Origin of the sequence: Rhizobium sp. BR 250, from assembly GCF_047445855.1 — a bacterium.
GTDB lineage: Bacteria > Pseudomonadota > Alphaproteobacteria > Rhizobiales > Rhizobiaceae > Agrobacterium > Agrobacterium tumefaciens_I.
On sequence record NZ_JARWKW010000004.1, the window covers coordinates 113,457 to 135,874 of the forward strand.

The window sequence follows — 22,418 nt, forward strand, 5'->3', positions numbered from 1 at the left end:
AATCAATAAGACACGAGCAAGGCCGAGCCATCCTTGCCGAACTTCGGCTTCACGCCCAGCACCGCCGCCGTGCGGGTGATGATATCGTGCACCATCGGTGCTGCGGATGTGCCGGCGAGTGCTGCGCCATTGCCCTTGTCGGTCTTCGGTTCGTCGATGAAGGACAGCACGACATATTGCGGGTCGTCCATCGGGAAGGCCGACAGGAAGGCGTTGAAGTTCTTGTCATGCACGTAACGTCCGTTGACGACCTTGTCGGCCGTGCCGGTCTTGCCGCCGACGTTGAAACCGTCGACGCGCGCATTACGACCGGAACCGTTGACGCCGTTCCATTCGAACAGGAAACGCATATCCTTGCTGGCGCCGGGTTTCAGAACCTGCTTCGCCACCTGATCCGCCTGTTCGCGGGTACGCGGCAAGAATGTCGGCTCGATCAGTTTGCCGCCATTGACGAGTGCCGCACCGGCAACCGCCGTCTGCAGCGGCGTCGTGGAAACGCCGTGACCGAAGGAGATGGTGATGGAGTTGATCTTCTTCCATTCACGCGGCTGCGACGGCAACGCCACTTCCGGCAGCTCGGTCTGCATACGGGTCAGGAGGCCAAGCCTTGTGAGGAATTCCTTGTGGCCTTCGGTACCAACAGTGTCGGCAATCTTGGCCGTGCCGATATTCGATGAATACTGGAAGATTTCCGGCACCGAAAGCATTCGGCCCTTGCCGTGGAAGTCCTTGATGGTGAAGCCGCCGATGCGGATCGGGTAACGCGCATCGAACATATCGCCGAGACGCACGCGGCCCGAATCGAGACCCATGGCGATGGTGAAGGACTTGAAGGTGGAGCCCATTTCGAACGTGCCGTTCGACATGCGGTTGAGCCAGCCTTCCTTGGCGCCTTCGGCCGGGTTGTTCGGATCGTAATCCGGCACCGAGGCCATGGCGAGAACTTCACCGGTATGCACATCCAGAACCACGGCACCCGCACCGATCGCCTGGAACTTGGCAATTGCCGCGGTCACGACTTCACGCACGATGGACTGCACACGCAGATCGATGGAAAGTTTCACCGGCTCCAGCGGCTGGTCGCTGGTCATGCCGAGCGCCGTCAGATCGGCAAGCCCCTGGCTGTCGACGTAACGTTCCATGCCGGCAACGCCGCGATTGTCGATATTAACATGACCGACGACATGGGCCGCGGTCGGCCCGCCGGGGTAAAAGCGCCGCTTTTCCGGGCGGAACCCAACGCCGGGAATGCCGAGCGCCAGAATCTGGCTCTGCTGCTTCGGCGTCAGCTGGCGGCGCAGCCACTGGAAACGCGAATTGGAAGAAAGCTTCTGATAGGTGCTGCGCTGGTCGAGATCGGGCAGGACCGTGCGCAGCTTTTCGATGGCCTCATCGATATCCACGATGCGATGCGGCTCGGCGAACAGCGAGACGGTGCGGATATCAGTGGCCAGCACCTCGCCGTTACGGTCGAGAAGATCGGGGCGCGATGCCATCAGCCGGTCTGCGGGCGCAATGCTCGAAACCGTTTCCTGCTGCGCCATGCCATATTGCACGAGACGGCCGCCCACGACGGCGTAAAAGGCGACAAAACCGAAAATGAGAAGGCCGACGCGGCTTTTCGCCTGGGCCGCGCGTTTCTTGCGCGCGCCCTCAAAAGCCGCATGATCCGTATAGACACCGGTGGTGCTGGCGGAAAAGTGAGCCTTGCTCTTCAAAACCATGACGCGGGAGAGAAAAGACATCAGCGGTTCACCGATCCTGTTATGGTTTCATCCATCTCGCCGGTTTCATCACCAGCGGTGGCGGAAGCGACCGGTACAGGTGCCGGCGTCGGACGTGAAACGCGTGCGCGGGGCGTGGGAACCGGAACACCGTTCACAGCGATCTGGCCCGCAGGCGGCGATTTGGGCTTCGAAGTGCCACCGAGCGTGGCGCCCGGCTTGGAACCGTTGACGGCGGCGGCGATGACATCCTCGACGCTCATGCCTTCAGGCTCAGGCGGCTGCGGCAATTGCGAACGCAGCATGGGCATTTCACGCGGCTGCGCCAGTTGCGTCGGCAGCGTCGGCGAAAGGCCAAGTTCCGTCTGATAGGCATTGACCAGACGGTGCAGACGGTTCGGTTGCGTCAGCAGCGCCCAGTCTGCCCTCAGGAGATCGATCGTATCCTTTTCAAGCTTGATCTCGGCCTCGAGCTTGCGGACCTCCTCAAGCTTCAGATCGGCCTTGTGCTTGATCGAATAGGTGACGACCGCCGCGGCGACCATCACACCCATCAAGATGACATCGAAAGTGCGCAGCATATCAGCCTCCCATCTTTTCAAGGCTGGCGAGATCGGGAAGTTCGAAGATCGAGAAATCCGCCGCCCGCGCCGGTGCGGTGGTGCGCAGGCCAGCCCGCAGCTTGGCGGAACGGGCACGCGGATTGAGCTCCGCCTCCTCGTCGCTGGCAGCGATCATCGGCTTGCCGATAGCATCGAAAATGGCGGGCTTGTCCTCGACCATCGGCAGATGCCGGGAACCGGCAGCCTTGCCGGAACGGTCGGAGAAGAATTTCTTGACGATGCGGTCTTCCAGCGAATGGAAGGTGACGACGACCAGCCGGCCACCGGGCTTCAAGGACCGCTCTGCAGCGAACAGCGCCTGCGCCAGTTCGCCCAGCTCGTCATTGACGAAAACACGCAGCGCCTGGAACACCCGCGTTGCGGGGTGGATCTTGTCTTTGGCTTTGCGCGGTGTGACGATCTCGATGAGACCTGCCAGATCGCGGGTGGTGCGGAAAGGCTCTTCCGCCCTTCTCTTCTCGATGGCGCGGGCAATGCGACCCGGCTGCTTTTCTTCACCGAGAAAACCGAAGATGCGAATGAGATCGCCAACCTTCGCGCGGTTGACGACATCGGCCGCCGAAACGCCGGAAGCGGACATGCGCATATCAAGCGGACCGTTCTTCTGGAAAGAAAAACCGCGCTCGGCCTCGTCGATCTGCATGGAAGAAACGCCGATATCGAGAACGACGCCATCAAGCCCGCCCTCGGGCGCGTGTTTTGCGAGATCCGAAAATTGCGACTGGATGAGGCTCAGCCGGCCGCCATTGGCGGCAACCATCGCCTGACCGCCGGTGATCGCGGTCGGATCGCGGTCAAGCGCAATGACATTGGCACCCTGATCGAGAATGGCCTGAGTGTAACCGCCGGCGCCGAACGTGCCGTCGAGAATGATCTTGCCAGGTGCAGGCTCCAGCGCCGCAATGACTTCGCGAAGCAGGACCGGGATGTGACGCTGAGGTCCGCCATCGGCATCAGAAGATCGTCCGCCAGAATTCGCCGCCATCCCGTATCCCCGTCCTAGGCGGGGCGAGCAGCCGAAAAACCGCGCCCCGCTCTTGCTTCCGCCTGCGCCGCCAGAAACGCATTCGGTTGCCAAAGCTGAAAATGATCCGCCCGTCCGACGAAGGTGACCTCGGTGGATATGCCGGTGAATTCCCGCACAAAATCCGTCACCATCAATCGACCTTCCTGGTCGAGCTTCATGAAAACGCCGCCACCGTGAACCAGCAGCGACATTGCGTTCGCCTCCGGCGAGAAGGCATCCATGGACGCGATCTGCCGCTCGTAGCGCTCCAAAAGATCCAGACCGCCGACACTGATTGCCGGAAAGGCGAAATCCTGGAGACAATAAAGCTCCTGAATGCCGCGCCTGACCAGCACCGAACGAAACGGAGACGGAACCGAAACGCGCCCCTTGGCGTCGATCCTGTTCGTCACGTTCGATAAAAAGCGGTCCATTACTCAACTCGCCAAAACCGCATTCCGCAAAGCGAACCATCCACTTCACAGACGACACCGGTACGCACGACACATCGCCAAGCGCCAGGGCGACGTGCCCTGCAGCAGCCCCTCGTAGGCTCCTCACTCGTTTCAGCGATTGCGGGTCAAAAACACGACCCAATGTGGTGTGCATTTGGGATATCATGGGACACTATGGGCGTCAATGGGAGAAGCCGGCACGATACCGACTTCGCATCGGAAATTCATAAGCCGTTAAGTTTAACGAATGGTTTACTTCAGACGCGCGGCTGCGCTTTCACGGCACGGAAAGGCGCGATGAAATCGACGTTTTTCGCGTGAAAACAAGGAAATGATTTGGGACATCCCACTGACGGCAAAAGGCGCGCCGCCGGACTTCCTTTACAGCAACGATGACCTTGCGCCCTGTCCGGCCCGCTCGGACAATACCAACCACGTTGACGTCGAATACGGCCGTATCAGAGCTTGACTTTTTAAACTTTCAATTGATTTTATGCACCTCAAATTGATCTTTATTGAGATGTAATGATGGCGATATACGCGACAGGTTTACCCGCATTTTTAAGTTATTTTGGTATTGGCCTGGTTTGTTTTGCGATTTTTTCCGCCATTTACACACGCCTGACGCCACACGAAGAAGTTGAACTCATCAAGGCCGGAAACATTTCGGCGGTGGTCGCCTTTCTCGGCGCCCTGATCGGCTTCAGCCTTCCGCTGGCTTCGGCTGCGGCCCATTCCGTCAGCCTTCCCGACTACGTGATCTGGGCGGTGATCGGCCTGCTGGTGCAAGTTCTTGCATTCTACATCGCCAAGCTCTCCATGACCGACCTGCATCTGAAAATCACCGAGGGTAACGTCGCGGCCGGGCTCTGGAGCGGCGGCATCGCCGTGGTCATCGGGACCTTGAACGCCGCCTGCATGGTGTATTGAGGAACAGACATGTATCTGGACGTGACAGAACATCCGCGTCTCGCCCTCGGAACGATTGCCGCGATAGGCCTTTTTATGGCTTTTTCACCGGAGGAAGATGTCCTCTACACCTCCGTTGACAAATGCGTCGCCTCAGGAGTTTATCCCAAGGCTTGCCAGGCGGCATCCGAAGACGCCAGCCAGCATCACCTCGCCACCGCGCCGAGATTTCGCAACATGGTCGCATGCGAAATGGAATATGGTGCGGGTAATTGCGCTCAGCTGCGACAAAGCGTCGATTCCGGCAATTCCACAGGCATGAGCGTCTTCGCACCGTCACCGGTCGGATTTGTCATGCCCCGGTCCGTCGAAAACTTTGCAGACTACAGCAAATATCGTCGCCATCAGCAAAACAGCGAGTCGGGTTCCACCGGTGCGATGTCGGCCTATCGAAAAGGCAATGGCGACCTCGTCACACCGGATGTGCGCACCGACCAACAGAACGGAGGCTCTTCAGGCAGAGGCAGTGCTGGAGGCGACGCGCTGGTGAGTGACGTCAAACCGCTCAACGCCAAAACGAACGTAAGGGGCCGCGGCGGATTTGGCGGCCACTCCTCTTCCGGAAGCTGACATGCGCCGCATCACAGTACCCCCGCGCCCGGATTGGCGCGAAAAAGCCAATGCCGTGGGTTTCTCCTTCCATGAAATGCACGGCGAACCTTACTGGGTGGACGATGCGGCCTATTGCTTTGGACTAGATGAAATCGAACGCAACATCGAAGAACCGAGCCAGGTCCTGCACGACATGTGCATGGATCTCGTCGCCGACATCGTCAAGAGTGAGGAGGCGCTCACCCGCCTTGCCATCCCGCGCGATTATCACGATGTGATCCGAAATTCCTGGCGGCGGGGTGACCGCCACCTGTATGGCCGCTTCGATCTTGCCTATGACGGACATGGCCCCGCAAAGCTGCTCGAATACAACGCCGACACACCCACTTCCGTCTTCGAAACGGGATATTTCCAATATAACTGGCTGACGGATCAGGTTGCCCTTGGAACGTTCCCGGCGCAAACCGACCAGTTCAACTCGGTTCAGGAAGCCTTGATCGAAGCCTTCGGGCAATTCTCGCGGGACAGGATTTTCCATTTTGCGGCGGTGAGCGACAGTGCCGAAGATTGCGGCACGACGATTTATCTCATGGACTGCGCCATTCAGGCTGGCCACCGCGCCCAGTTTCTCGATATCCGAGACATCGGCATCGATGCGAACGGACGTTATGCCGACCTCCAGAATCGCGTCATCGAGCGCTGCTTCAAGCTTTATCCCTGGGAATTCATGTTACGGGAATCCTTTGGGGCACATCTGCCTGCGGAGAGCGGCATTTTCATCGAGCCGGCCTGGAAAGCCGTGCTGTCGAACAAGGGCCTGCTGCCCATGCTTTGGCAGCGGCATCCCAACCACCCAAACCTGCTCCCGAGTTTCTTTCCCGACGATCCGGAAATATACGAATTACAGGATTACGTGGTGAAGCCGCTTCTGTCGCGTGAAGGCGAAAATGTCAGCCTTTACCTAAACCGGCGCGAAATTTTATCGGCCCCGGGCAGCTATGGCAAAGAGGGGTATGTTTTCCAGGCCTACGCGCCCTTGTTCAAGAGCGAGTTCGGATATGCAGTGCTCGGAAGCTGGATCGTCGCCGATCGGCCCTGCGGGCTCGGCATTCGCGAGGACGCATCGCCCATCACCGCCAATCTCTCCCGCTACGTTCCCCATATCATCGAGGGGTGATCCTCGCCGAAAGGTCGGCAGGAAAATTCGCCAGTTGGCCTGTAAGCCGGGTTCTGTATGGCCCCGGTTTGACCCGGAACGTGGCAGCCATTCATCTGGGACGGCATTTGCATGCCGCCTCGCGCAACCCACCCGGATGACGGGCCCGGAAACCGGCTGTGAACGGGCTTTCGCCCGCCCCGTGTCATCCCTATTCGGTCTTGCTCCCGGTGGGGTTTACCTTGCCACCACTGTCACCAGCGGCGCGGTGGGCTCTTACCCCACCCTTTCACCCTTACCATGCAAAGCATGGCGGTTTGCTCTCTGTGGCACTTTCCCTGGGGTCACCCCCGCCGGACGTTATCCGGCACCGTATTTCCGTGGAGCCCGGACTTTCCTCACCTTACCGTCTTTCGACATTGGTAAAGCGCGGCTGCCCGGCCAACTGGCATGGGCTCCATAACCATGTTCCGCAGCGAAAGCCACCGAAAAGCGACGTGAAAGATCAAAGAAATGCCGGTGTGAAATCCGTCGAGAAGGCGTCATCGGCGATTTTTCCGTCGCGCAGCAGCAGAGCACCCAGCCGCCCGATCTCATCGGAACTCTTCGCCGCCGTACCGTTACCGCCAGTCAGAACCGCGATGCGCGACGAGGCGGTGAAGCCTATGGCCGGGTAACCGCTCTGCGTTTTTGAGACGACGCAGGCGGCCATCGAGACACGAGAGAGATCAACGGAAGGCACCAGCTTGTCCACTATCTCCGAAAGATGGTCACGCACACTCTCGCGTCCGCCGGAACGGAACCATTCGCGGATTTCCGGGTCGCTGCCGACCCTTTTATCGTCGGGATCACCGCCGATCTTCAGGTAAAATTTGCCGTCGGGATACCGCACCGGCGGCAGGAGATAGATATGTTTCGTGGTATCACGCGGCTCATAGATCAGCGACGGCATGTCTGCATATTGAGCGAGATCGCCCTCATCTATCTCGAAGAAAGCGACGGTGCGGGCATAAACATCAAGCCCGACCGGCTGCGGCAGCAAATCCTTGGTGATGGAGAAGCCACCGGCCGCCACCAGCACCCGGTCTGCGGTATAAACCGCGCCAGAAGCCGTCTGCACCGAGGCGCGACCACCCTCTTCCCGCGTCGAGACGACGATATCATCGATCAGCGTAACGCCGGCCTTTTCCGCCAGTATGGCCTGCGCTTTCACCAGCGCGCGCGGGTTGACGTAACCAGCATTGTCCCTTTCGAAGACGCCTTCGCAATCCGGTTCGAAGGAGAAATAGGGAAAGCGGCTTTTCAGGCTCTGGTCATCCAGCAGTTCCGTGGAAACGCCGAGCCGATCCGCCGCCTTGAGAACATCGTCGACAAAGGGATTGGCACCGCCCCGTTCGGGCCCCACCATCAGGCAACCGACCGGCGCGTAAAACGCGACGCCACTGCGTGCGGCAATATCGGCATAACGGGCGATGGAACGGTTGGCGAGCAAAGCCCAGTCGGCATCGCCATCGATGGTGCGGGTAATCCGCGCTTCATCGTAATGGCTGGCGAAGACGCCCTGATGGGTTTTGATATCGGCAGGCTCACCGGGACCGATCAGCGCCACGCCCTCCACCGTTTCCGCCAGATGGCGGGCAGCGGCCGCACCCATCATGCCGCGACCGACGACGATATAGTTGAAATGCCCCGACATGCCGCCCTCTTTACCCGTTCCATTCAGCCACACTCTTGTAGCCGCTTCGCCGGGCAATGTCAGACGAAAACCGGTGACATCTCGGCGGCGAATTCATCCTCGGTGAGCTGGCCGTTCAGAAGCAGCTGCGCACCCAGTCGCCCGATCTCGTCCGAAGACTTGGCCGAAACGAAATTGCCGCCGGTCAGAACCGCGATATTGGAGGATTGCGTATAGCCGATATAGGGATAACCGCTGCGGGTGATCGAAGCGACACAGGAACCGGACGTGACCGGGCAGCCGGCCAGCTCCGGCATCAGCGACAAGGCTTTTTTCGTCAGGAAATCCACCTCACCCGGCGTCCCATCCGAGTGGAACCAGTCCACCGCTTGGGCAAGCGTTTCAAGCCTGCCCTTTTCGCTTTCGCCACCGATCTTCAGATAGACCTTGCCATCGGGATATCGCACCGGCGGCAGGATATAGACGATATCGTCCTCGGTTTCCGCCAGCACGATCGTCGAGGGCATCGCGCCAAACAGCGCCTGCCTTGCCTCATCCAGCTCGAAAAACACAATGGTACGGCCTGTCGCCGCCATATCGACCGGCGATGGCAGAAGCTCCGCCATGTTGGTGAAACCACCCGCCGCGACGATGATCTTTTCGGCCGTATAGGTGGCCCCTTCCCGTGTCATGACTTCGACGCCACGGGAGGTATCGCGGATATGCGCCGCCGTCTCGCGCAAAAGCCGGGCGCCCTGCGCTTCGGCAATCACGCATTGTGCCTTCACCAGCGCCCGCGGATTGATGTGGCCGGCATTGCTGGCCTCGAAATAACCACCGTGATCGGCAGGCAGCGAGAACATTGGAAATCGGTCGGCCAGCGCAGCACTACCGAGTATTTGCACCTCAAGACCGAGACGATCCGCCGAGGAAAGCGCCCGCGATACATAGTCTCCCGCAAGCCCCTTGCCGTTGCCGGTGAACAGGCAGCCCGCTTCGGTGAAGAACCGGATGCCGCTTTTCGCCTCGATCTCGGCATAACGCCGGATCGAGCGCAACGCGAGTTCGGCCCAGACCGGATCACCGTCAAACCCACGGGTGATACGCGCTTCGTCGTAATGGCTTGAAAACACACCCTGATGCGTTTTGCGGTCGGCCGGCTCAGCCGGCCCGATCAGCGCCACGCCATCCGTTTGCACTGAGAGATGCCGCGCCGCGGCCGCTCCCATCATCCCGGCCCCGACCACGATATATTTGAAATCCGGCATGTCATGCTCCGTATCAGATTTGTTTCTGACTACAGCATGCCGGCCCAAACCGGAATCGCTTTTCGCAATTCCGCAGACGATCGATACCGGCCTTAGCTTGCCAGCAGTGCCTGCACCTTGCCGCAATAACGCTTGGACACCGGGTTCATACGGGTGGCACCGTGGCCGGCATTGTACCGCAGGATGGTGCTGCAAACTTCGCCGCCGCCAAGCTGATGCGCCGTCGCCAGATATTGCATGCCCCAGCGAATATTGGTCTCGGGATCGTAGAGCGCCTTGGTCGTGCCGCGATAGCCCATCATCCGCGCCGTTGCCGGCTTGATCTGCATCAGTCCGACCTCGCCGGCGCTGCCACGGGCCTTGGGGTTGAACTTGCTTTCCACCGAAACCACGGCATGCGCCAGATTGGTGGGAACGCCGTAACGCTTGGCATATTTGACGATCAGCTCGGAATAGCCGTTCTTGAGAGAGGTAGGCAGGCTTTTTTCGGGAATGGGATAACCGGGCTTGCGGAAGAAGGTCTCCAGCGTCACGGTCTTGGTCTTCACGTCTTCGTCTTTGGCAAAAGCAATCCCCACCTGCGAAGCAAGCGCAACAACGCCCGCCACGACAGCAACAACAACCCTGTTCATATGTAGAAAAAGTCTCCAGATCGGATGACCAGAACAATGAAGCGGCACAAATATTCAACGCCCGGAAAGTCGATCGCGACTTCCCGCTGTCCAGTCTCCTTGATTGATATTGACGGCAGGTTCCCCTGAAGAACGACACCGCATGCAGTGACGTTCTTAAACTTCCTCAATGCGGATTAACTGTGGCACAACAAAAAAAGCGACTTGAACACGTCGGAAAAGCGGGAATGCTTTTCCAGAATCGCCGCTCAGGCGGCCGAAAATCTCGGCAGGCTGGCGATCAGCCGGTGCAGCGTGTCGATGGTGGAGAAATCCGCGATGCCGTCCACCAGGGTGGGGCGGAAATGCCGCTGGAAGGCGGCCACGGCGCCCTCGGTTTTTTCGCAATAAGCGCCTGTAATTTCAACGCCGTATCCATAGATGGACAACATCGACTGCAACGCTTCGACCGGTTGGCCGTGGTCGCCACGCTGGAAAAAGCGTCCGCCACGGATCGGCGCGGGCTCCACCCAATGGCCGACACCGTGCTGCGACAGGATGTCCCACGGGAATTTTTCACCCGGATCGACCTTGCGGATCGGCGCGACATCCGAGTGCGCCAGCACCCTTTCAGCGGCGATATTCCAGCGCTGGCCGCAATCGCGACACAATTCGATAACGGCTTCCACCTGTTTCTTCGGAAATTCCGGCAGTCCGCCGGGATGGCCCTGATTGGCGATCTCGATGCCGATGGAGCGGGAATTGATGTCCTCATCCCCCGCCCAGATACTTTTACCGGCATGCCAGGCACGGCGGGTTTCCGGCACGAGCTGGATGACGCGCCCGTCCTCGAAGATGAAATAATGGCTGGAAACCTGGCTTTCCGGATTGCAAAGCCACGAAAGGGCACCATCCGCCGTCGTCATGCCGGTATAATGGAGAAGAATGATATCGGGGCCGTCCACGCCCAGTCTTTCGCCATGGTTAGGCGAAGGCGCAACAGTTGCGCCCCCGAAATCCGGGGTAAAATCCGGCAGACATTCACTCATGCGACGCGGCGTTCTTTCTCGATGGCCGCATAGGCGGCGTTGAGAGCCGCCATACGCTCATTTGCGGCGGCATGCAATTCCATCGGCACGCCGCGTGCGATGAGCTTGTCCGGATGGTGTTCTGCCACCAGCGAACGGTAGCGCCGGCGAATGTCGGAAAAATCGTCGGAGGGCGAAACGCCGAGCACACGATAGGGATCGCGCCCGTCCATATGCACATGCCGCGCCATGATCGTTTCGAAATGATCTTCGGTGATACGGAAGATTTCCGCGATCCGGCCGAGGAAGGCCAGCTCCCGCTCGTGGATCAGCCCATCGGCCTTGGCAATGTGGAACAGGCCGTCGATGACGCTTTCCAGCATCTCGCAATTGGCGTGGCCGGAACCGCACAGACCAGCCAGCCGCTCCGCATAGGCCTCGTAACCGGCAACATCCTGACGTGCGAGGTTATAAAGACGGGCGACGTTCTTGGCTTCTTCTTCCGGGAAATCGAAAATCTGCCGGAAGGCACGAACCTCGGCATCGTTCACGACGCCATCGGCCTTCGCCATCTTGGCGGAAAGTGCGATGATGGCCACGGAAAAGGAAACCTTGCGGCGGGTTTCCGGGTCACCCTCGAACAGGGTGCGGATAGCTTCCACCACGCGCCCGAGTGCGCCGCCTGCCGCGTCGCCGATTGCGCCGAGCAGTCGTTCCCACAGGGATGAAATTTGCAGACAGGCGAAATCGAACATCATGCGACAAGCATGACGGGATATTACCGGGAATGCAAGACGCCCGGCGGCCCAGCGGCATTAACTTTTATTCATCTTTGCGACAGTTTTACTGCAGGAACAAGAGCGAGGCGAACGGCGCAAGCCCGGTTTTCCACAGATGCCGCAGACGGACACGGCCGCGCGGCAGCCCTGATGCGGATTGAAACGATTATATTCGGCCAGTTTTGTCAAGCCGCTGAAAAACCGCGAGAAATCGGCGTTTTTCTTGATAAATTCACTTTACACCTACACGCGGCTGTCGCATCCATTTGCCAGACATGTCTTTGGATATATGTGAAAAGGAGAGCCATGATGGCCAAACAGAAAGTCGCAATGCTGACCGCGGGTGGCCTTGCGCCCTGTCTCTCTTCGGCCGTGGGTGGCCTGATCGAACGCTACAGCGACATCGCGCCTGAGATCGACATCATCGCTTACCGTTCCGGTTATCAGGGCGTGCTTCTGGGCGACCGCATCGAGATCACGAAGGATATGCGCGAAAAGGCGCATCTGCTGCACCGTTACGGCGGCTCGCCGATCGGCAACAGCCGCGTCAAGCTCACCAATGCCGCCGATTGCGCCAAGCGCGGTCTCGTCAAGGAAGGCGACAATCCGCTGCGCGTCGCCGCTGACCGGCTGGCGGCTGACGGCGTCACCATTCTCCACACCATTGGCGGTGACGACACCAATACGACCGCCGCCGACCTTGCCGCCTATCTCGGCGCCAACGGCTACAACCTCACCGTCGTTGGCCTGCCGAAGACCGTGGATAATGACGTCGTGCCGATCAAGCAGTCGCTCGGTGCCTGGACGGCCGCCGAAGTCGGCGCCTCCTTCTTTGACAATGTCAGCAACGAGCAGAGTGCGGCGCCGAAGACCTTCGTCATCCACGAAGTCATGGGCCGCCATTGCGGCTGGCTGACGGCCGCCACCGCCCGCGCCTATATTCAGAAGACCAGCGGCAATGAATATGTCGAAGGCCTGATGATGAACACGCAGATGAAGAACATTGACGGCATCTACCTGCCGGAAATGGCCTTCGACATCGAGGCGGAAGCCGAGCGACTCAAGGAAGTCATGGACAAGAACGGCTATGTCACGCTGTTCGTTTCCGAAGGTGCAGGCCTCGACGCCATCGTCGCCGAACGCGAAGCCTCGGGTGAGGCCGTGAAGCGCGATGCCTTCGGCCATGTGAAGATCGACACCATCAATGTCGGCGGCTGGTTCCAGAAGCAGTTTGCCAGCCTCATCGGCGCAGAGCGTTCCATGGTGCAGAAATCGGGCTATTTCGCCCGTTCCGCCGCCGCCAATGGCGACGACCTGCGCCTCATCCAGGGCATGGTCGATCTGGCGGTCGAAAGCGCGCTCAACAAGGTCTCCGGTGTCACCGGCCATGACGAAGACCAGAATGGCAAATTGCGAACCATCGAGTTTCCGCGTATCAAGGGCGGAAAGCATTTCGACCTCTCTGCAAAATGGTTTACCGAAGTGATGGAACACGTCGGTCAGCCGTTCACAGCGGCCTGATTTTACGATAGTCTAAAATAAGACGGCGACAGGGAGGGCAAGGAGGAAGAGAATGTCTGGACAGGCCTGGCTGATTTTTTGTGCAGCATGTGCCGTTGTGTTCGCACTCCCCTCTCCCCTTGTATTCTCTGTCGCCTCCTATGCCGCCATCCGCGGCAGGAAGACGGTCTTCGCCTCCGTCAGCGGCGGCGCACTCGGCATCGTCACTGCCATGACGATTTCCGCCATTCCGGTGGCCGGTCTTGCCTATCTGCCACAAGCCTTCCTTGAAATCGTGCAATGGGCAGGCATCGGCTGGCTGATGCTGTTTGTCCTGTGGACTTTCGCCACGCCGGCCGCACAGGCGGCCAATGCCGATAATGACAATCTGCCGGGCAAATCCTGGAGCGGTATCTTCCGCGATTGTTACGCCATCGCGGCCCTGCGCCCACGCTATTTCGCTTTCTTTCTGGCGTTGCTGCCTCAATTTATTTCCACCACGGGCAACGCCGTTGAAACCCTCGCCATGGCACAGGCCGCGATCCTGATTCTGACGTTTGTGATTCTGACCGCGCAGGCGCTGTTTGCCGGCCGGACTCTGGCGCTGGTGCGCCGCATGTCCGGTGATAAAAAAATCCGGCCGAAATACCGCACCCACTTCATTTCCGGCCGCGCCGTCAGTGCCGGATACAGGCGCATCGCGGCCTGAAAACCGGGGCGCCACGTCCCGGCTTGCCGCTTTCCTTACAATAGGTTAATGAAGGCGCGACGGGACACTGCCTGCTTCGCTCGACGCGGGGGTATCGAAAGACAGGCATAACGAAGGCGGCAACATGCGAAATTCGGGAAAATTCCGCGGAAGAAGTGCACTTCTTCTGTCTTCCACCGTGGGTCTGGCACTGGCATTGAGCGCATGCACCAGCGTCGAATATACCGCGAAGGAAGGGCCGAATGGTCCGAAAATCGCAACGGTCAGCCCCACCGCTCCTGCCCAGGCATCGACACAGCCGGTAACGGCTGAGGCCGCAGCCAGCGCCACCCCGGCCGCACCGGCGGCCCAGACCGCCCAAGCCGCAACATCTTCTCAGCCTGCAGCACTTCCCACCGCCGTCGCCGTCAAGGGCGGACGCGTGGCCCTGCCGCCGGCTTCAGAAATCGCAGCCGCCGCAGCTATTGCCGCGCAGATGCAGCCGCAACAGACCGACGTGGCGCAAGCCGCCGTAACGACATCCGCGCCGACCACGGCTGCGGCTCTGGCACCGACAAGCGCCACCCCGGCGGCGGCAGCCATCGAAACGGCGAGCATGGGGGCGAAGCCCACCACCCACAATGCAGCGGCCGACCTGCCGCAGGTGGTTGCCGTCAAGGGCAGCTTCCCGCCCGCGCCGCCACCGCCCGGCACGCCGTCCATCGGCACCGAACTGACGGCGGAACGGAAAGTCATTCCCCTGCCGAAGCCGGACAGCACGGTCCTCGCTTATGCCGCAGGCCCCACCAATGCCGCGCTTGCCGCCATCCGGCAGAACGAATCAATGACGGCGCCGCTCAATTCCGCACCGGCCGGGCGCGAAAAGCTGAGCGGACTGATTACCAAATACGCCACCATGTATGATGTACCGGAAGATCTGGTTCACCGCGTGGTGCAGCGCGAAAGCCGATATAATCCCGGTGCCTATAGCAGCGGCAATTTCGGCCTGATGCAAATCCGGCATGCCACGGCCCGCTCCATGGGCTTCGATGGCCCCGCCTCCGGCCTGTTCGATGCCGAAACCAATCTCAAATACGCCGTCAAATACCTGCGCGGCGCATGGGTTGTGGCGGGTAACGACCGTGACAATGCCGTCCGGCTTTATGCGCGCGGCTATTATTACGACGCCAAGCGCAAGGGCATGCTGCACGTCCTGCGCAAGTAATAGCTCCGGCTGCATTGGGAATGCCGCCTGAATTTGTTCGGCTTCTCGAGACCGGTGACAAAAGCGCCTGAAATTTTCTCTCCGTCATCCTCGGGCGTGACCCGAGAATCCACGATTGCAATGCGTTATGGATCCTCGGGTCAAGCCCGAGGATGACGTCGTGTGTGACGAGGTCTCGCTCGCAACTTAGACGCCGATGGTTTCCCACAGTCTCTTTGATTCGTTGCTTTCACCCACAGCCCCTGTCATCAAACTGTAGTGTCACGGCTGTAGACGCCTCTCAATCGACTGAGAGGTGAACATATGACGAGTGCGGCACCCAAGACCGGCTTCAGCAAAAACACGAAACTGAAGTCCGCATTGCTCCAGCACAAGGCACTCTCCAAAAGTGGACTTTCCGAACGGTTCTTCGGCGTCCTCTTTTCCGGCCTCGTCTATCCGCAGATCTGGGAAGACCCGGAAATCGACATGGAAGCGATGGAGCTTGGCGAAGGCCATCGCATCGTCACCATCGGCTCGGGCGGCTGCAACATGCTGGCCTATCTCTCGCGCAACCCGGCCAGCATCGATGTCGTGGACCTCAACCCGCATCACATTGCGCTGAACAAGCTGAAGCTCGCCGCCTTCCGCCATCTGCCCGCCCATCAGGACGTGGTGCGCCACTTCGGCCGCGCCAATACGCGCAGCAACAGCGTCGGTTATGACCGTTTCATCGCCGAACATCTCGACGCCACCACCAAGGCTTACTGGTCGAAGCGCACCCTTTCCGGCCGCCGCCGCATTTCGGTGTTCGACAGGAACATCTACCGCACCGGCCTGCTCGGCCGCTTCATCGGCGCCGGCCACCTCATGGCCCGCCTGCACGGCGTGAAACTCACCGAAATGGCCAAGACCCGGACGCTGGACGAACAGCGCCAGTTTTTTGACAGCAAGGTCGCACCGCTGTTCGACAAGCCGGTGGTACGCTGGCTGACGAAGCGCAAGAGCTCGCTTTTCGGCCTCGGCATTCCTCCGCGCCAATATGACGAGCTGGCGAGCCTTTCCAACGACGGCACGGTCGCCTCCGTGCTCAAGGAGCGGCTGGAGAAGCTGGCTTGCAACTTCCCGCTCAGCGACAATTATTTTGCCTGGCAGGCTTTTGCACGCCGTTATCCCGAGCCGCATGAGGGCGCCCTGCCCGCTTATCTCAAGCCGGAATATTATGAGACGATCCGCAACAACACGGCCCGCGTGGCGGTGCACCACGCCACCTATACCGAGCTTCTTTCCAGAAAGCCGGCCAGCGCCGTCGACCGCTACATCCTGCTCGACGCCCAGGACTGGATGACGGATACGCAGCTCAACGAATTGTGGTCGCAGATCAGCCGCACCGCCGCCCCTGGCGCGCGTGTCATCTTCCGCACCGCCGCCGAAAAGAGCGTCATCGAAGGTCGTCTCTCTCCTGATATCCGTAACCAGTGGGTCTATCTCGAAGAGCGCTCCAACGCGCTCAACGCCATGGATCGCTCGGCCATTTATGGCGGCTTCCATATCTACCAGAGGGCTATGGCATGAAAACCATCGGCGAGAATGTGGGCCTTGCAGACAGCGCGCATGCGAGCCTGATGGACCGCATGTATCGCCACCAGCGGCATATCTACGATATCACCCGCAAATATTACCTTCTCGGCCGCGACCGGACGATTTCCGGCCTCGACGTGCCGAAGGGCGGCACATTGCTTGAAGTCGGCTGCGGCACCGGCCGCAACCTGCTGCTGGCCAGCCGGAAATTTCCGCAGGCAAAGCTGTTCGGCCTCGATATTTCCGCCGAAATGCTGCTGACGGCTTCCGAGAATTTTAACGGCAAGGCAGAACGCCCGGTCCTGCGCGTGGCCGACGCCACCGCTTTCCGTGCCGCCGAATTCGGCCAGCCTGACGGTTTCGACCGTGTGATGATCCCCTATGCGCTGTCGATGATACCGGACTGGGAAAAGGCGATCGAACAGGCGCTCACCGCGCTGAAACCCGGCGGTTCGCTGCATATCGTCGATTTCGGCCAGCAGGAGCAATTGCCGAAATGGTTCCGCAGCCTCCTCAGGGCTTGGCTCACCCGCTTCCACGTCACACCCCGCGCCAACCTTCGTTATGTGCTTGCCAATATGGCAGGCCGGTTTGAAGGCAATCTGGAGTTCGAGGAGATTGCCCGGGGTTATGCCTGGCGGGCCGTCATCACGCTTCCGGTCATCGAAGCACAGCCGAAAATCAGCCGGATACTGGCGGACGCCTGATCTATCTGGCATCGCGCCTTACCGATTCGACTTGCCGATTCGAGGGCGGGCGCGGCACTGCCATCGGCATCATTGCCGTTAACCGCTTTGGCGCGCTCCGGCATTTTCCGATCCGCAAAACAGCAAATCGCTTAATATTCAGCGGCTTGCAAGGCCGAAATCAGCCATTTCCCCTTGCCATAACCGCTTGTTTACCATGTTATGCGTAGATCGGGAGATGCGGCACGCCATTTTGCGGCCGCGGGATGGGCAACATTTTCATCAGGGTTCCAATGCGGCTGCGTTTTTCGGCACTAATGTCGGCTTTGCTGTTGATCAGCGGCTGCACGTCCACCAGTTACGACCTGCTGGAAACCGCATCCGTTTCCAAGCCGAAGTTCTCCGATACCGACCCGCAGGATTTCGGCACGAACAACCCGCACCGCCACGAGGTACACGGCATCGACGTGTCCAAATGGAATGGCGATGTCGACTGGCAGACCGTGCGCAAATCCGGCGTCTCCTTCGTCTTCGTCAAGGCGACGGAAGGGTCCGACCGCATCGATCCGAAATTCGGCGATCATTGGCGCAGCGCGGCGGCAGCCAATATTCTGCATGCGCCCTACCACTTCTATTATTTCTGCTCGACGGCAGATGCGCAGGCCGACTGGTTCATTCGCAACGTGCCGAAAGAAGCCGTTACCCTGCCGCCGGTTCTCGATGTGGAGTGGAACCCCTCCTCGCCCACCTGCAAGACGCGCCCGGCACCCGGCATCGTGCGCGCCGAAATGCAGCGTTTCCTCGACCGCATCGAGGCCCATTACGGCAAGCGCCCGATCATCTATACCTCGGTGGATTTCCACCGCGACAATCTTGTCGGCCAGTTCAAGGACTATCATTTCTGGGTGCGTTCCGTTGCCGCCCATCCGGCCAAGATTTACGAAGACCGGAAATGGGCCTTCTGGCAATATACGGCAACCGGCGTAGTGCCCGGCGTAAACGGCCCGACCGACATCAATGTCTTTGCCGGCACGGAGAAAAACTGGCGAAAATGGATTGCTTCCGCCAAATAACACGGCCAAGAAGCAACACTTTCGAAAAATCGGCGTTCTTTCGCATCAGCAGATCGCCCGGTCCGTTTTTTTGTCGCAAACATATGGGTAAAGCGGGCCAACAACCTATCGAGGAAATTCCCATGCCCACCTTCCGGTCGCGCAGCATCGTATTTGCCGCCGCTTTGTCGCTTCTTTCCACCGGCTCCGCCTTCGCAACGCCGCCCGTCGCTTCGCCTGACGATCCCAAGCAGGTTGCCTGCGGCGGTGATCTCGGCGCGTTTCTCGAAGGCGTAAAAGCCGATGCGCTCGCCAAGGGCGTTCCGGCCGACGCGATCCAGAAGGCGCTTGCCGGCGCGCAGATCGACCCGAAAGTGCTCTCGCGTGACCGCGCCCAGGGCGTCTTCCGCCAGACCTTCCTGGAATTCTCCCAGCGCACCGTCAGCCAGGCCCGTCTAGATATCGGCCGCAAGAAGCTGCAGGAACTCTCCTCCACCTTCGCCCGCGCCGAAAACGAATTCGGCGTACCGGCCGGCGTCATCGCCGCCTTCTGGGCAATGGAGACGGATTTCGGCGCCGTTCAGGGCGATTTCAACACCCGCAACGCGCTGGTGACGCTCTCGCATGATTGCCGCCGCCCGGAACTCTTCCGTCCGCAGCTGCTGGCACTGATCGAAATGGTCCAGCATGGCGATCTCGACCCCGCCGCCAATACGGGTGCCTGGGCCGGCGAAATCGGTCAGGTGCAGATGCTGCCCAAGGACATCATCGCCTTCGGCGTCGATGGTGATGGCGATGGCCACGTCAACGTCAAGAGCAGCGCCCCGGATGCCATCCTGACGGCCGCGAAATTCATCCAGCACCTCGGTTTCAAGAAGGGCGAACCCTGGATTCAGGAAGTTTCCCTGCCGGAAAACCTCCCCTGGGAAAAATCCGGCCTCGGCGGCCCGCTGACCGCCGCCGACTGGTTCGCGCTCGGCGTCACCCCGCGCGACGGCAACAAGAACTTCTCTTCCCTGCCCGCTGCCMTCATCATGCCGCAGGGCCGCAAGGGACCGACCTTCATCACCTATCCGAACTTCAACATCTATCTCGAATGGAACCAGTCGTTCATCTACACGACGTCGGCCGCCTATTTCGCCACCCGCCTGATGGGCGCCCCCGTGTACAACAAGGGCAATCCCGAACCGGGCTTCGATGACGCGACGATGAAAGAGCTTCAGACCAAGCTCGAAGCGCGCGGACACAATGTCGGCAAGGTGGATGGCATTCTCGGTTCCGGCACCCGCGTCGCCATCCAGAAGGAGCAGCAGCGTCTCGGACTGCCCGCCGATGGCTGGCCGTCGACGGCACTTCTGCAGGCGCTTTAAGCAATCTTAACGGCGTCTTCCGGCCTTTAATCTATCGGCCGGAATCAGGGCAAATCTGTTAATCTCGACCTGATGACTGGGGATAACACCCCGGTCATTTACTTTTTTTAAACATATGACGCACTGCGTGATTTTAAAATAGTCTTTTATTTTCAAACAATTAAAGAATTTTCATTTTTACGCCGCGCCCAAACATGCTGCGCCGCATTATAAAAACCGCTTTTCAACTGCCACAAAACGGTCATATTATCGAAACTGTCAACAAGAGGAGGCACCCATGGGACTTACAAAATCTCTCAATGCCTTGGCAGTCGGTTTGGCGTTTTTGTTCGTAGCGATGATGCTTTTCATCTGACGAGACGTGAAGACCAAACGCAGATAAAAACCGTAGATGACACGAGTTTAAAAAGCGCAGGCCCCGAGGGACCTGCGCTTTTTTCATGTCGATAATCCGCTTGTCTGAGATCAGGCGGCGCTGCGGCGCAGACGCTCCAGCCCGAGGTTTTCCAGCACGGCGTCGACCAGCGGAGCGCGGTTCATGGTGTAGAGGTGGAACTCGTTGATACCGCGCCGCTGAAGATCGGCGATCTGCTCGGCGGCAACCTCCGCCGCCACGCGGGCGCGGCCTTCCAGATCCTCGTCATAGCCTTCGAAACGCTCATCCAGGAAGCCGGGAATGCTGGTGCCGCAACGGCCGGCGAAACGCTTCAACTGGGTGAGATTCTGGATCGGCATGATGCCCGGAACCACCGGAATGGTGATACCCGCCGCCGTCACGCGCTCCATGTAGCGCTCGAATACATCATTATCGAAAAAGAACTGCGTCAGCGCCCGGGTCGCACCATTGTCCGCCTTGCGCTTCAGCATATCGATATCGATCGCTTCGCTGGCGCTTTCCGGGTGTTTTTCCGGATAGGCCGAAACGGAAATCTCGAAATCGCTGATCTCCCGCAGCCCCCGCACCAAAGCGGCGGCATTTTCGTAACCTTCCGGATGCGGCTTATAGGCCGTGCCGATGCCCGTCGAGGGATCGCCGCGCAGCGCCACGAAATGGCGAACGCCGGCGTTACGGAACTCTTCGATGACCTGATGCACATCCTCACGGCTGGCATCAACGCAGGTCAGATGTGCCGCGGTCGGCAGATGGCTGTCACCGATCATGCGGCGCACGGCATCCAGCGTCGGCGCCTTGGTGGAACCGCCGGCGCCATAGGTGACGGACACGAAATCCGGATCCCACTTCTTCAGCTCGGCAACCGTTTCCCAGAGCTGGGCTTCCATCTCGGCATTCTTGGGCGGGAAAAATTCGAAAGACAACCGGATATCGCCATCGCGGCGCGCGGTTTCCGACCTCAACATATCATGCCCTCCCGGAGCCAAGTAAAACCACCTCTTGCACCACATCGTCTGCCATCAGCAGCCGCTGGTCTCGGGCGACCCATATCGTCACGTCCAGAGCTTCGTCGGACGCTTTTTCAGAATGAAGATCGACGGCGCGCTCCAGAGAAAGTCCGGCCTTTTTCAGCCATTCTTCCATCAGCGGATGCGAAAAGCCGAGCCGCACATGCGCATGTTCATCGCGCAGATATTCAAAGGAATGCGGCGCGAGATCGATGACGATCAACCGCCCGCCGGGTCGCAGCATGCGCGCGGCTTCGGCCAGCGCGATTTCCGGCTGGTCGAGAAAATGCAGGACCTGATGGATGACGATCAGATCAAAATCCTGTCCCTCCAGCGGCAGGTTGAGAATATCGCCATGGCGAACCGAGGCATTGACGACGCCCGCCTTGTCGAGATTGGCGCGTGCCACCGAGAGCATGTCGCGGCTGGCGTCCACGCCGATCGCACGGCGATAGATGCCGCTCAAAAGCTGAAGGATGCGGCCGGTGCCCGTGCCGAGATCAAGAAGCGAATCGATCGGCGTGGTGCCCACCAGCTTCAGCAGTGCGCCTTCCACGGCCTCATCGCTGACATGCAGGCGGCGCAGTTCGTCCCAGGCGGATGCATTCCGGCTGAAATAATCCTGCGCCCGCTCGGCCCGCACCCGCTTGACGGTGGCAAGCCGCTCACTGTCACGCTGGAGAACGGCGTCAGAAGGCGATGCCGCGCCAAGCAGTTGCCGGACGACAACGGCGGGCTCACCATCCTGCCTTAGACGGAAATAGGCCCAAGCCCCTTCCTGATACCGCTCGATCAGCCCCTCTTCCGTCAAAAGCTTGAGGTGACGGGAGATACGCGGCTGCGACTGGCCGAGGATTTCGGTAAGATCAGTAACGGTCAGATCGCCGGCCGCAAGAAGCGCCAGCAAACGGAAGCGCGTCGGCTCGCCCGCCGCCTTCAGGAGATCCACCAATTTGTCCAGACCGAACGACACTCTGCCGCGCCTCGCAAGCTAATCAAGATATAAAGATATCTTTATGTCGATGTGACGTTCGATGCAAGCGCAAAGTGTCCTGCGCGGTCTTGAAGTCGAATTATTGCACGAAAAAAG

General features: G+C 59.6%; 21 protein-coding genes and 1 other RNA gene. 10 read left to right on the forward strand and 12 right to left on the reverse strand.

Going from position 1 to position 22,418, the window contains the following annotated elements; all coding sequences use genetic code 11:
• Positions 1-2: 2 nt before the first annotated feature.
• From QD336_RS07950 to mraZ, 4 genes are read right to left on the reverse strand one after another with little or no spacing between them, the layout of a single operon-like run.
• The gene (locus tag QD336_RS07950; protein ID WP_269340663.1) at positions 3-1,745 is read right to left on the reverse strand and encodes a peptidoglycan D,D-transpeptidase FtsI family protein; all 1,743 of its coding nucleotides are present in this window, start codon (positions 1,743-1,745) and stop codon (positions 3-5) included.
• Positions 1,745-2,305: a cell division protein FtsL gene (ftsL, locus tag QD336_RS07955; RefSeq protein ID WP_499170131.1), complete on the reverse strand. Its 561-nt coding sequence runs from the start codon at positions 2,303-2,305 to the stop codon at positions 1,745-1,747. Before ftsL ends, QD336_RS07950 begins: the two co-directional genes overlap by 1 nt.
• 1 nt (position 2,306) lies before the next feature.
• Positions 2,307-3,332 carry a 16S rRNA (cytosine(1402)-N(4))-methyltransferase RsmH gene (rsmH, locus tag QD336_RS07960; RefSeq protein ID WP_499170132.1) on the reverse strand — a complete coding sequence of 342 codons (1,026 nt, stop codon included), beginning with the start codon at positions 3,330-3,332 and terminating at the stop codon, positions 2,307-2,309.
• 14 nt (positions 3,333-3,346) lie between these two features.
• Positions 3,347-3,787 carry a division/cell wall cluster transcriptional repressor MraZ gene (mraZ, locus tag QD336_RS07965; protein ID WP_269340659.1) on the reverse strand — a complete coding sequence of 147 codons (441 nt, stop codon included), beginning with the start codon at positions 3,785-3,787 and terminating at the stop codon, positions 3,347-3,349.
• A gap of 549 nt (positions 3,788-4,336) precedes the next feature.
• Here mraZ and QD336_RS07970 point away from each other — a divergent pair.
• From QD336_RS07970 to QD336_RS07980, 3 genes are read left to right on the forward strand one after another with little or no spacing between them, the layout of a single operon-like run.
• Positions 4,337-4,738 carry a DUF350 domain-containing protein gene (locus tag QD336_RS07970; protein WP_269341384.1) on the forward strand — a complete coding sequence of 134 codons (402 nt, stop codon included), beginning with the start codon at positions 4,337-4,339 and terminating at the stop codon, positions 4,736-4,738.
• A 9-nt stretch (positions 4,739-4,747) separates the two neighbouring features.
• Entirely contained in the window at positions 4,748-5,347 is a 600-nt protein-coding gene (locus QD336_RS07975) for a DUF1190 domain-containing protein (protein WP_499170134.1), read from the forward strand.
• 1 nt (position 5,348) lies between these two features.
• The gene (locus QD336_RS07980; protein ID WP_499170135.1) at positions 5,349-6,506 is read left to right on the forward strand and encodes a glutathionylspermidine synthase family protein; all 1,158 of its coding nucleotides are present in this window, start codon (positions 5,349-5,351) and stop codon (positions 6,504-6,506) included.
• 26 nt (positions 6,507-6,532) lie between these two features.
• Here QD336_RS07980 and rnpB read toward each other — a convergent pair.
• The 6 genes from rnpB to QD336_RS08010 form a co-directional block, all read right to left on the reverse strand.
• Positions 6,533-6,934: RNase P RNA component class A (gene rnpB, locus QD336_RS07985), an RNA gene on the reverse strand.
• A 56-nt stretch (positions 6,935-6,990) separates the two neighbouring features.
• Entirely contained in the window at positions 6,991-8,181 is a 1,191-nt protein-coding gene (locus tag QD336_RS07990) for an NAD(P)/FAD-dependent oxidoreductase (protein WP_499170137.1), read from the reverse strand.
• Between the two features lie 59 nt (positions 8,182-8,240).
• Entirely contained in the window at positions 8,241-9,428 is a 1,188-nt protein-coding gene (locus QD336_RS07995; protein ID WP_499170138.1) for an NAD(P)/FAD-dependent oxidoreductase, read from the reverse strand.
• A gap of 92 nt (positions 9,429-9,520) precedes the next feature.
• Positions 9,521-10,060: a lytic transglycosylase domain-containing protein gene (locus tag QD336_RS08000; protein ID WP_499170139.1), complete on the reverse strand. Its 540-nt coding sequence runs from the start codon at positions 10,058-10,060 to the stop codon at positions 9,521-9,523.
• 248 nt (positions 10,061-10,308) lie between these two features.
• Positions 10,309-11,088, reverse strand: coding sequence for an N-acetylmuramoyl-L-alanine amidase (locus QD336_RS08005; RefSeq protein WP_499170141.1), 780 nt, complete (start codon positions 11,086-11,088; stop codon positions 10,309-10,311).
• Positions 11,085-11,825 (reverse strand): J domain-containing protein, encoded by a 741-nt coding sequence (locus tag QD336_RS08010; protein WP_003522185.1) that lies wholly within the window; start codon positions 11,823-11,825, stop codon positions 11,085-11,087. The genes QD336_RS08005 and QD336_RS08010 overlap by 4 nt, the downstream gene beginning before the upstream one ends.
• 330 nt (positions 11,826-12,155) lie before the next feature.
• On the opposite strand from QD336_RS08010, the gene QD336_RS08015 reads away from it, so the two are divergent.
• From QD336_RS08015 to QD336_RS08045, 7 genes are all read left to right on the forward strand, one after another.
• Positions 12,156-13,367, forward strand: coding sequence for a pyrophosphate--fructose-6-phosphate 1-phosphotransferase (locus QD336_RS08015; protein WP_269340646.1), 1,212 nt, complete (start codon positions 12,156-12,158; stop codon positions 13,365-13,367).
• A 52-nt stretch (positions 13,368-13,419) separates the two neighbouring features.
• Positions 13,420-14,055, forward strand: coding sequence for a LysE family translocator (locus QD336_RS08020; RefSeq protein WP_269340645.1), 636 nt, complete (start codon positions 13,420-13,422; stop codon positions 14,053-14,055).
• Positions 14,056-14,179: 124 nt separating this feature from the next.
• Positions 14,180-15,259 carry a transglycosylase SLT domain-containing protein gene (locus tag QD336_RS08025; protein ID WP_499170142.1) on the forward strand — a complete coding sequence of 360 codons (1,080 nt, stop codon included), beginning with the start codon at positions 14,180-14,182 and terminating at the stop codon, positions 15,257-15,259.
• 303 nt (positions 15,260-15,562) lie between these two features.
• A complete protein-coding gene (locus QD336_RS08030; protein WP_499170144.1) occupies positions 15,563-16,813 on the forward strand; it encodes a BtaA family protein in 1,251 nt (416 codons plus the stop codon).
• Positions 16,810-17,526, forward strand: coding sequence for a class I SAM-dependent methyltransferase (locus QD336_RS08035; RefSeq protein WP_269340641.1), 717 nt, complete (start codon positions 16,810-16,812; stop codon positions 17,524-17,526). Before QD336_RS08030 ends, QD336_RS08035 begins: the two co-directional genes overlap by 4 nt.
• 272 nt (positions 17,527-17,798) lie before the next feature.
• Entirely contained in the window at positions 17,799-18,578 is a 780-nt protein-coding gene (locus QD336_RS08040) for a glycoside hydrolase family 25 protein (RefSeq protein WP_269340639.1), read from the forward strand.
• A 122-nt stretch (positions 18,579-18,700) separates the two neighbouring features.
• Positions 18,701-19,927 (forward strand): lytic murein transglycosylase, encoded by a 1,227-nt coding sequence (locus QD336_RS08045; protein ID WP_499170146.1) that lies wholly within the window; start codon positions 18,701-18,703, stop codon positions 19,925-19,927.
• Positions 19,928-20,392: 465 nt separating this feature from the next.
• Here QD336_RS08045 and metF read toward each other — a convergent pair whose 3' ends face one another.
• Together metF and QD336_RS08055 are read right to left on the reverse strand one after the other, a co-directional pair.
• Entirely contained in the window at positions 20,393-21,286 is an 894-nt protein-coding gene (metF, locus tag QD336_RS08050) for a methylenetetrahydrofolate reductase [NAD(P)H] (RefSeq protein ID WP_269340637.1), read from the reverse strand.
• 1 nt (position 21,287) lies between these two features.
• Positions 21,288-22,301 (reverse strand): ArsR/SmtB family transcription factor, encoded by a 1,014-nt coding sequence (locus tag QD336_RS08055; RefSeq protein ID WP_269340635.1) that lies wholly within the window; start codon positions 22,299-22,301, stop codon positions 21,288-21,290.
• Between the last annotated feature and the right edge of the window lie 117 nt (positions 22,302-22,418).

Bases quoted from the DNA above. Each gene is read 5' to 3' on its own strand.
- ftsL (WP_499170131.1), bottom strand. From the start codon at position 2,305: ATGCTGCGCACTTTCGATGTCATCTTGATGGGTGTGATGGTCGCCGCG.
- mraZ (WP_269340659.1), bottom strand. From the start codon at position 3,787: ATGGACCGCTTTTTATCGAACGTGACGAACAGGATCGACGCCAAGGGG.
- QD336_RS07990 (WP_499170137.1), bottom strand. From the start codon at position 8,181: ATGTCGGGGCATTTCAACTATATCGTCGTCGGTCGCGGCATGATGGGT.
- QD336_RS07980 (WP_499170135.1), top strand. From the start codon at position 5,349: ATGCGCCGCATCACAGTACCCCCGCGCCCGGATTGGCGCGAAAAAGCC.
- QD336_RS08005 (WP_499170141.1), bottom strand. From the start codon at position 11,088: ATGAGTGAATGTCTGCCGGATTTTACCCCGGATTTCGGGGGCGCAACT.
- QD336_RS08030 (WP_499170144.1), top strand. From the start codon at position 15,563: ATGACGAGTGCGGCACCCAAGACCGGCTTCAGCAAAAACACGAAACTG.
- QD336_RS08015 (WP_269340646.1), top strand. From the start codon at position 12,156: ATGGCCAAACAGAAAGTCGCAATGCTGACCGCGGGTGGCCTTGCGCCC.
- rsmH (WP_499170132.1), bottom strand. From the start codon at position 3,332: ATGGCGGCGAATTCTGGCGGACGATCTTCTGATGCCGATGGCGGACCT.
- QD336_RS08040 (WP_269340639.1), top strand. From the start codon at position 17,799: ATGCGGCTGCGTTTTTCGGCACTAATGTCGGCTTTGCTGTTGATCAGC.
- QD336_RS08010 (WP_003522185.1), bottom strand. From the start codon at position 11,825: ATGATGTTCGATTTCGCCTGTCTGCAAATTTCATCCCTGTGGGAACGA.
- QD336_RS08035 (WP_269340641.1), top strand. From the start codon at position 16,810: ATGAAAACCATCGGCGAGAATGTGGGCCTTGCAGACAGCGCGCATGCG.
- QD336_RS07950 (WP_269340663.1), bottom strand. From the start codon at position 1,745: ATGTCTTTTCTCTCCCGCGTCATGGTTTTGAAGAGCAAGGCTCACTTT.
- QD336_RS08020 (WP_269340645.1), top strand. From the start codon at position 13,420: ATGTCTGGACAGGCCTGGCTGATTTTTTGTGCAGCATGTGCCGTTGTG.
- QD336_RS07975 (WP_499170134.1), top strand. From the start codon at position 4,748: ATGTATCTGGACGTGACAGAACATCCGCGTCTCGCCCTCGGAACGATT.
- QD336_RS07970 (WP_269341384.1), top strand. From the start codon at position 4,337: ATGGCGATATACGCGACAGGTTTACCCGCATTTTTAAGTTATTTTGGT.
- QD336_RS08000 (WP_499170139.1), bottom strand. From the start codon at position 10,060: ATGAACAGGGTTGTTGTTGCTGTCGTGGCGGGCGTTGTTGCGCTTGCT.
- QD336_RS08025 (WP_499170142.1), top strand. From the start codon at position 14,180: ATGCGAAATTCGGGAAAATTCCGCGGAAGAAGTGCACTTCTTCTGTCT.
- QD336_RS07995 (WP_499170138.1), bottom strand. From the start codon at position 9,428: ATGCCGGATTTCAAATATATCGTGGTCGGGGCCGGGATGATGGGAGCG.
- metF (WP_269340637.1), bottom strand. From the start codon at position 21,286: ATGTTGAGGTCGGAAACCGCGCGCCGCGATGGCGATATCCGGTTGTCT.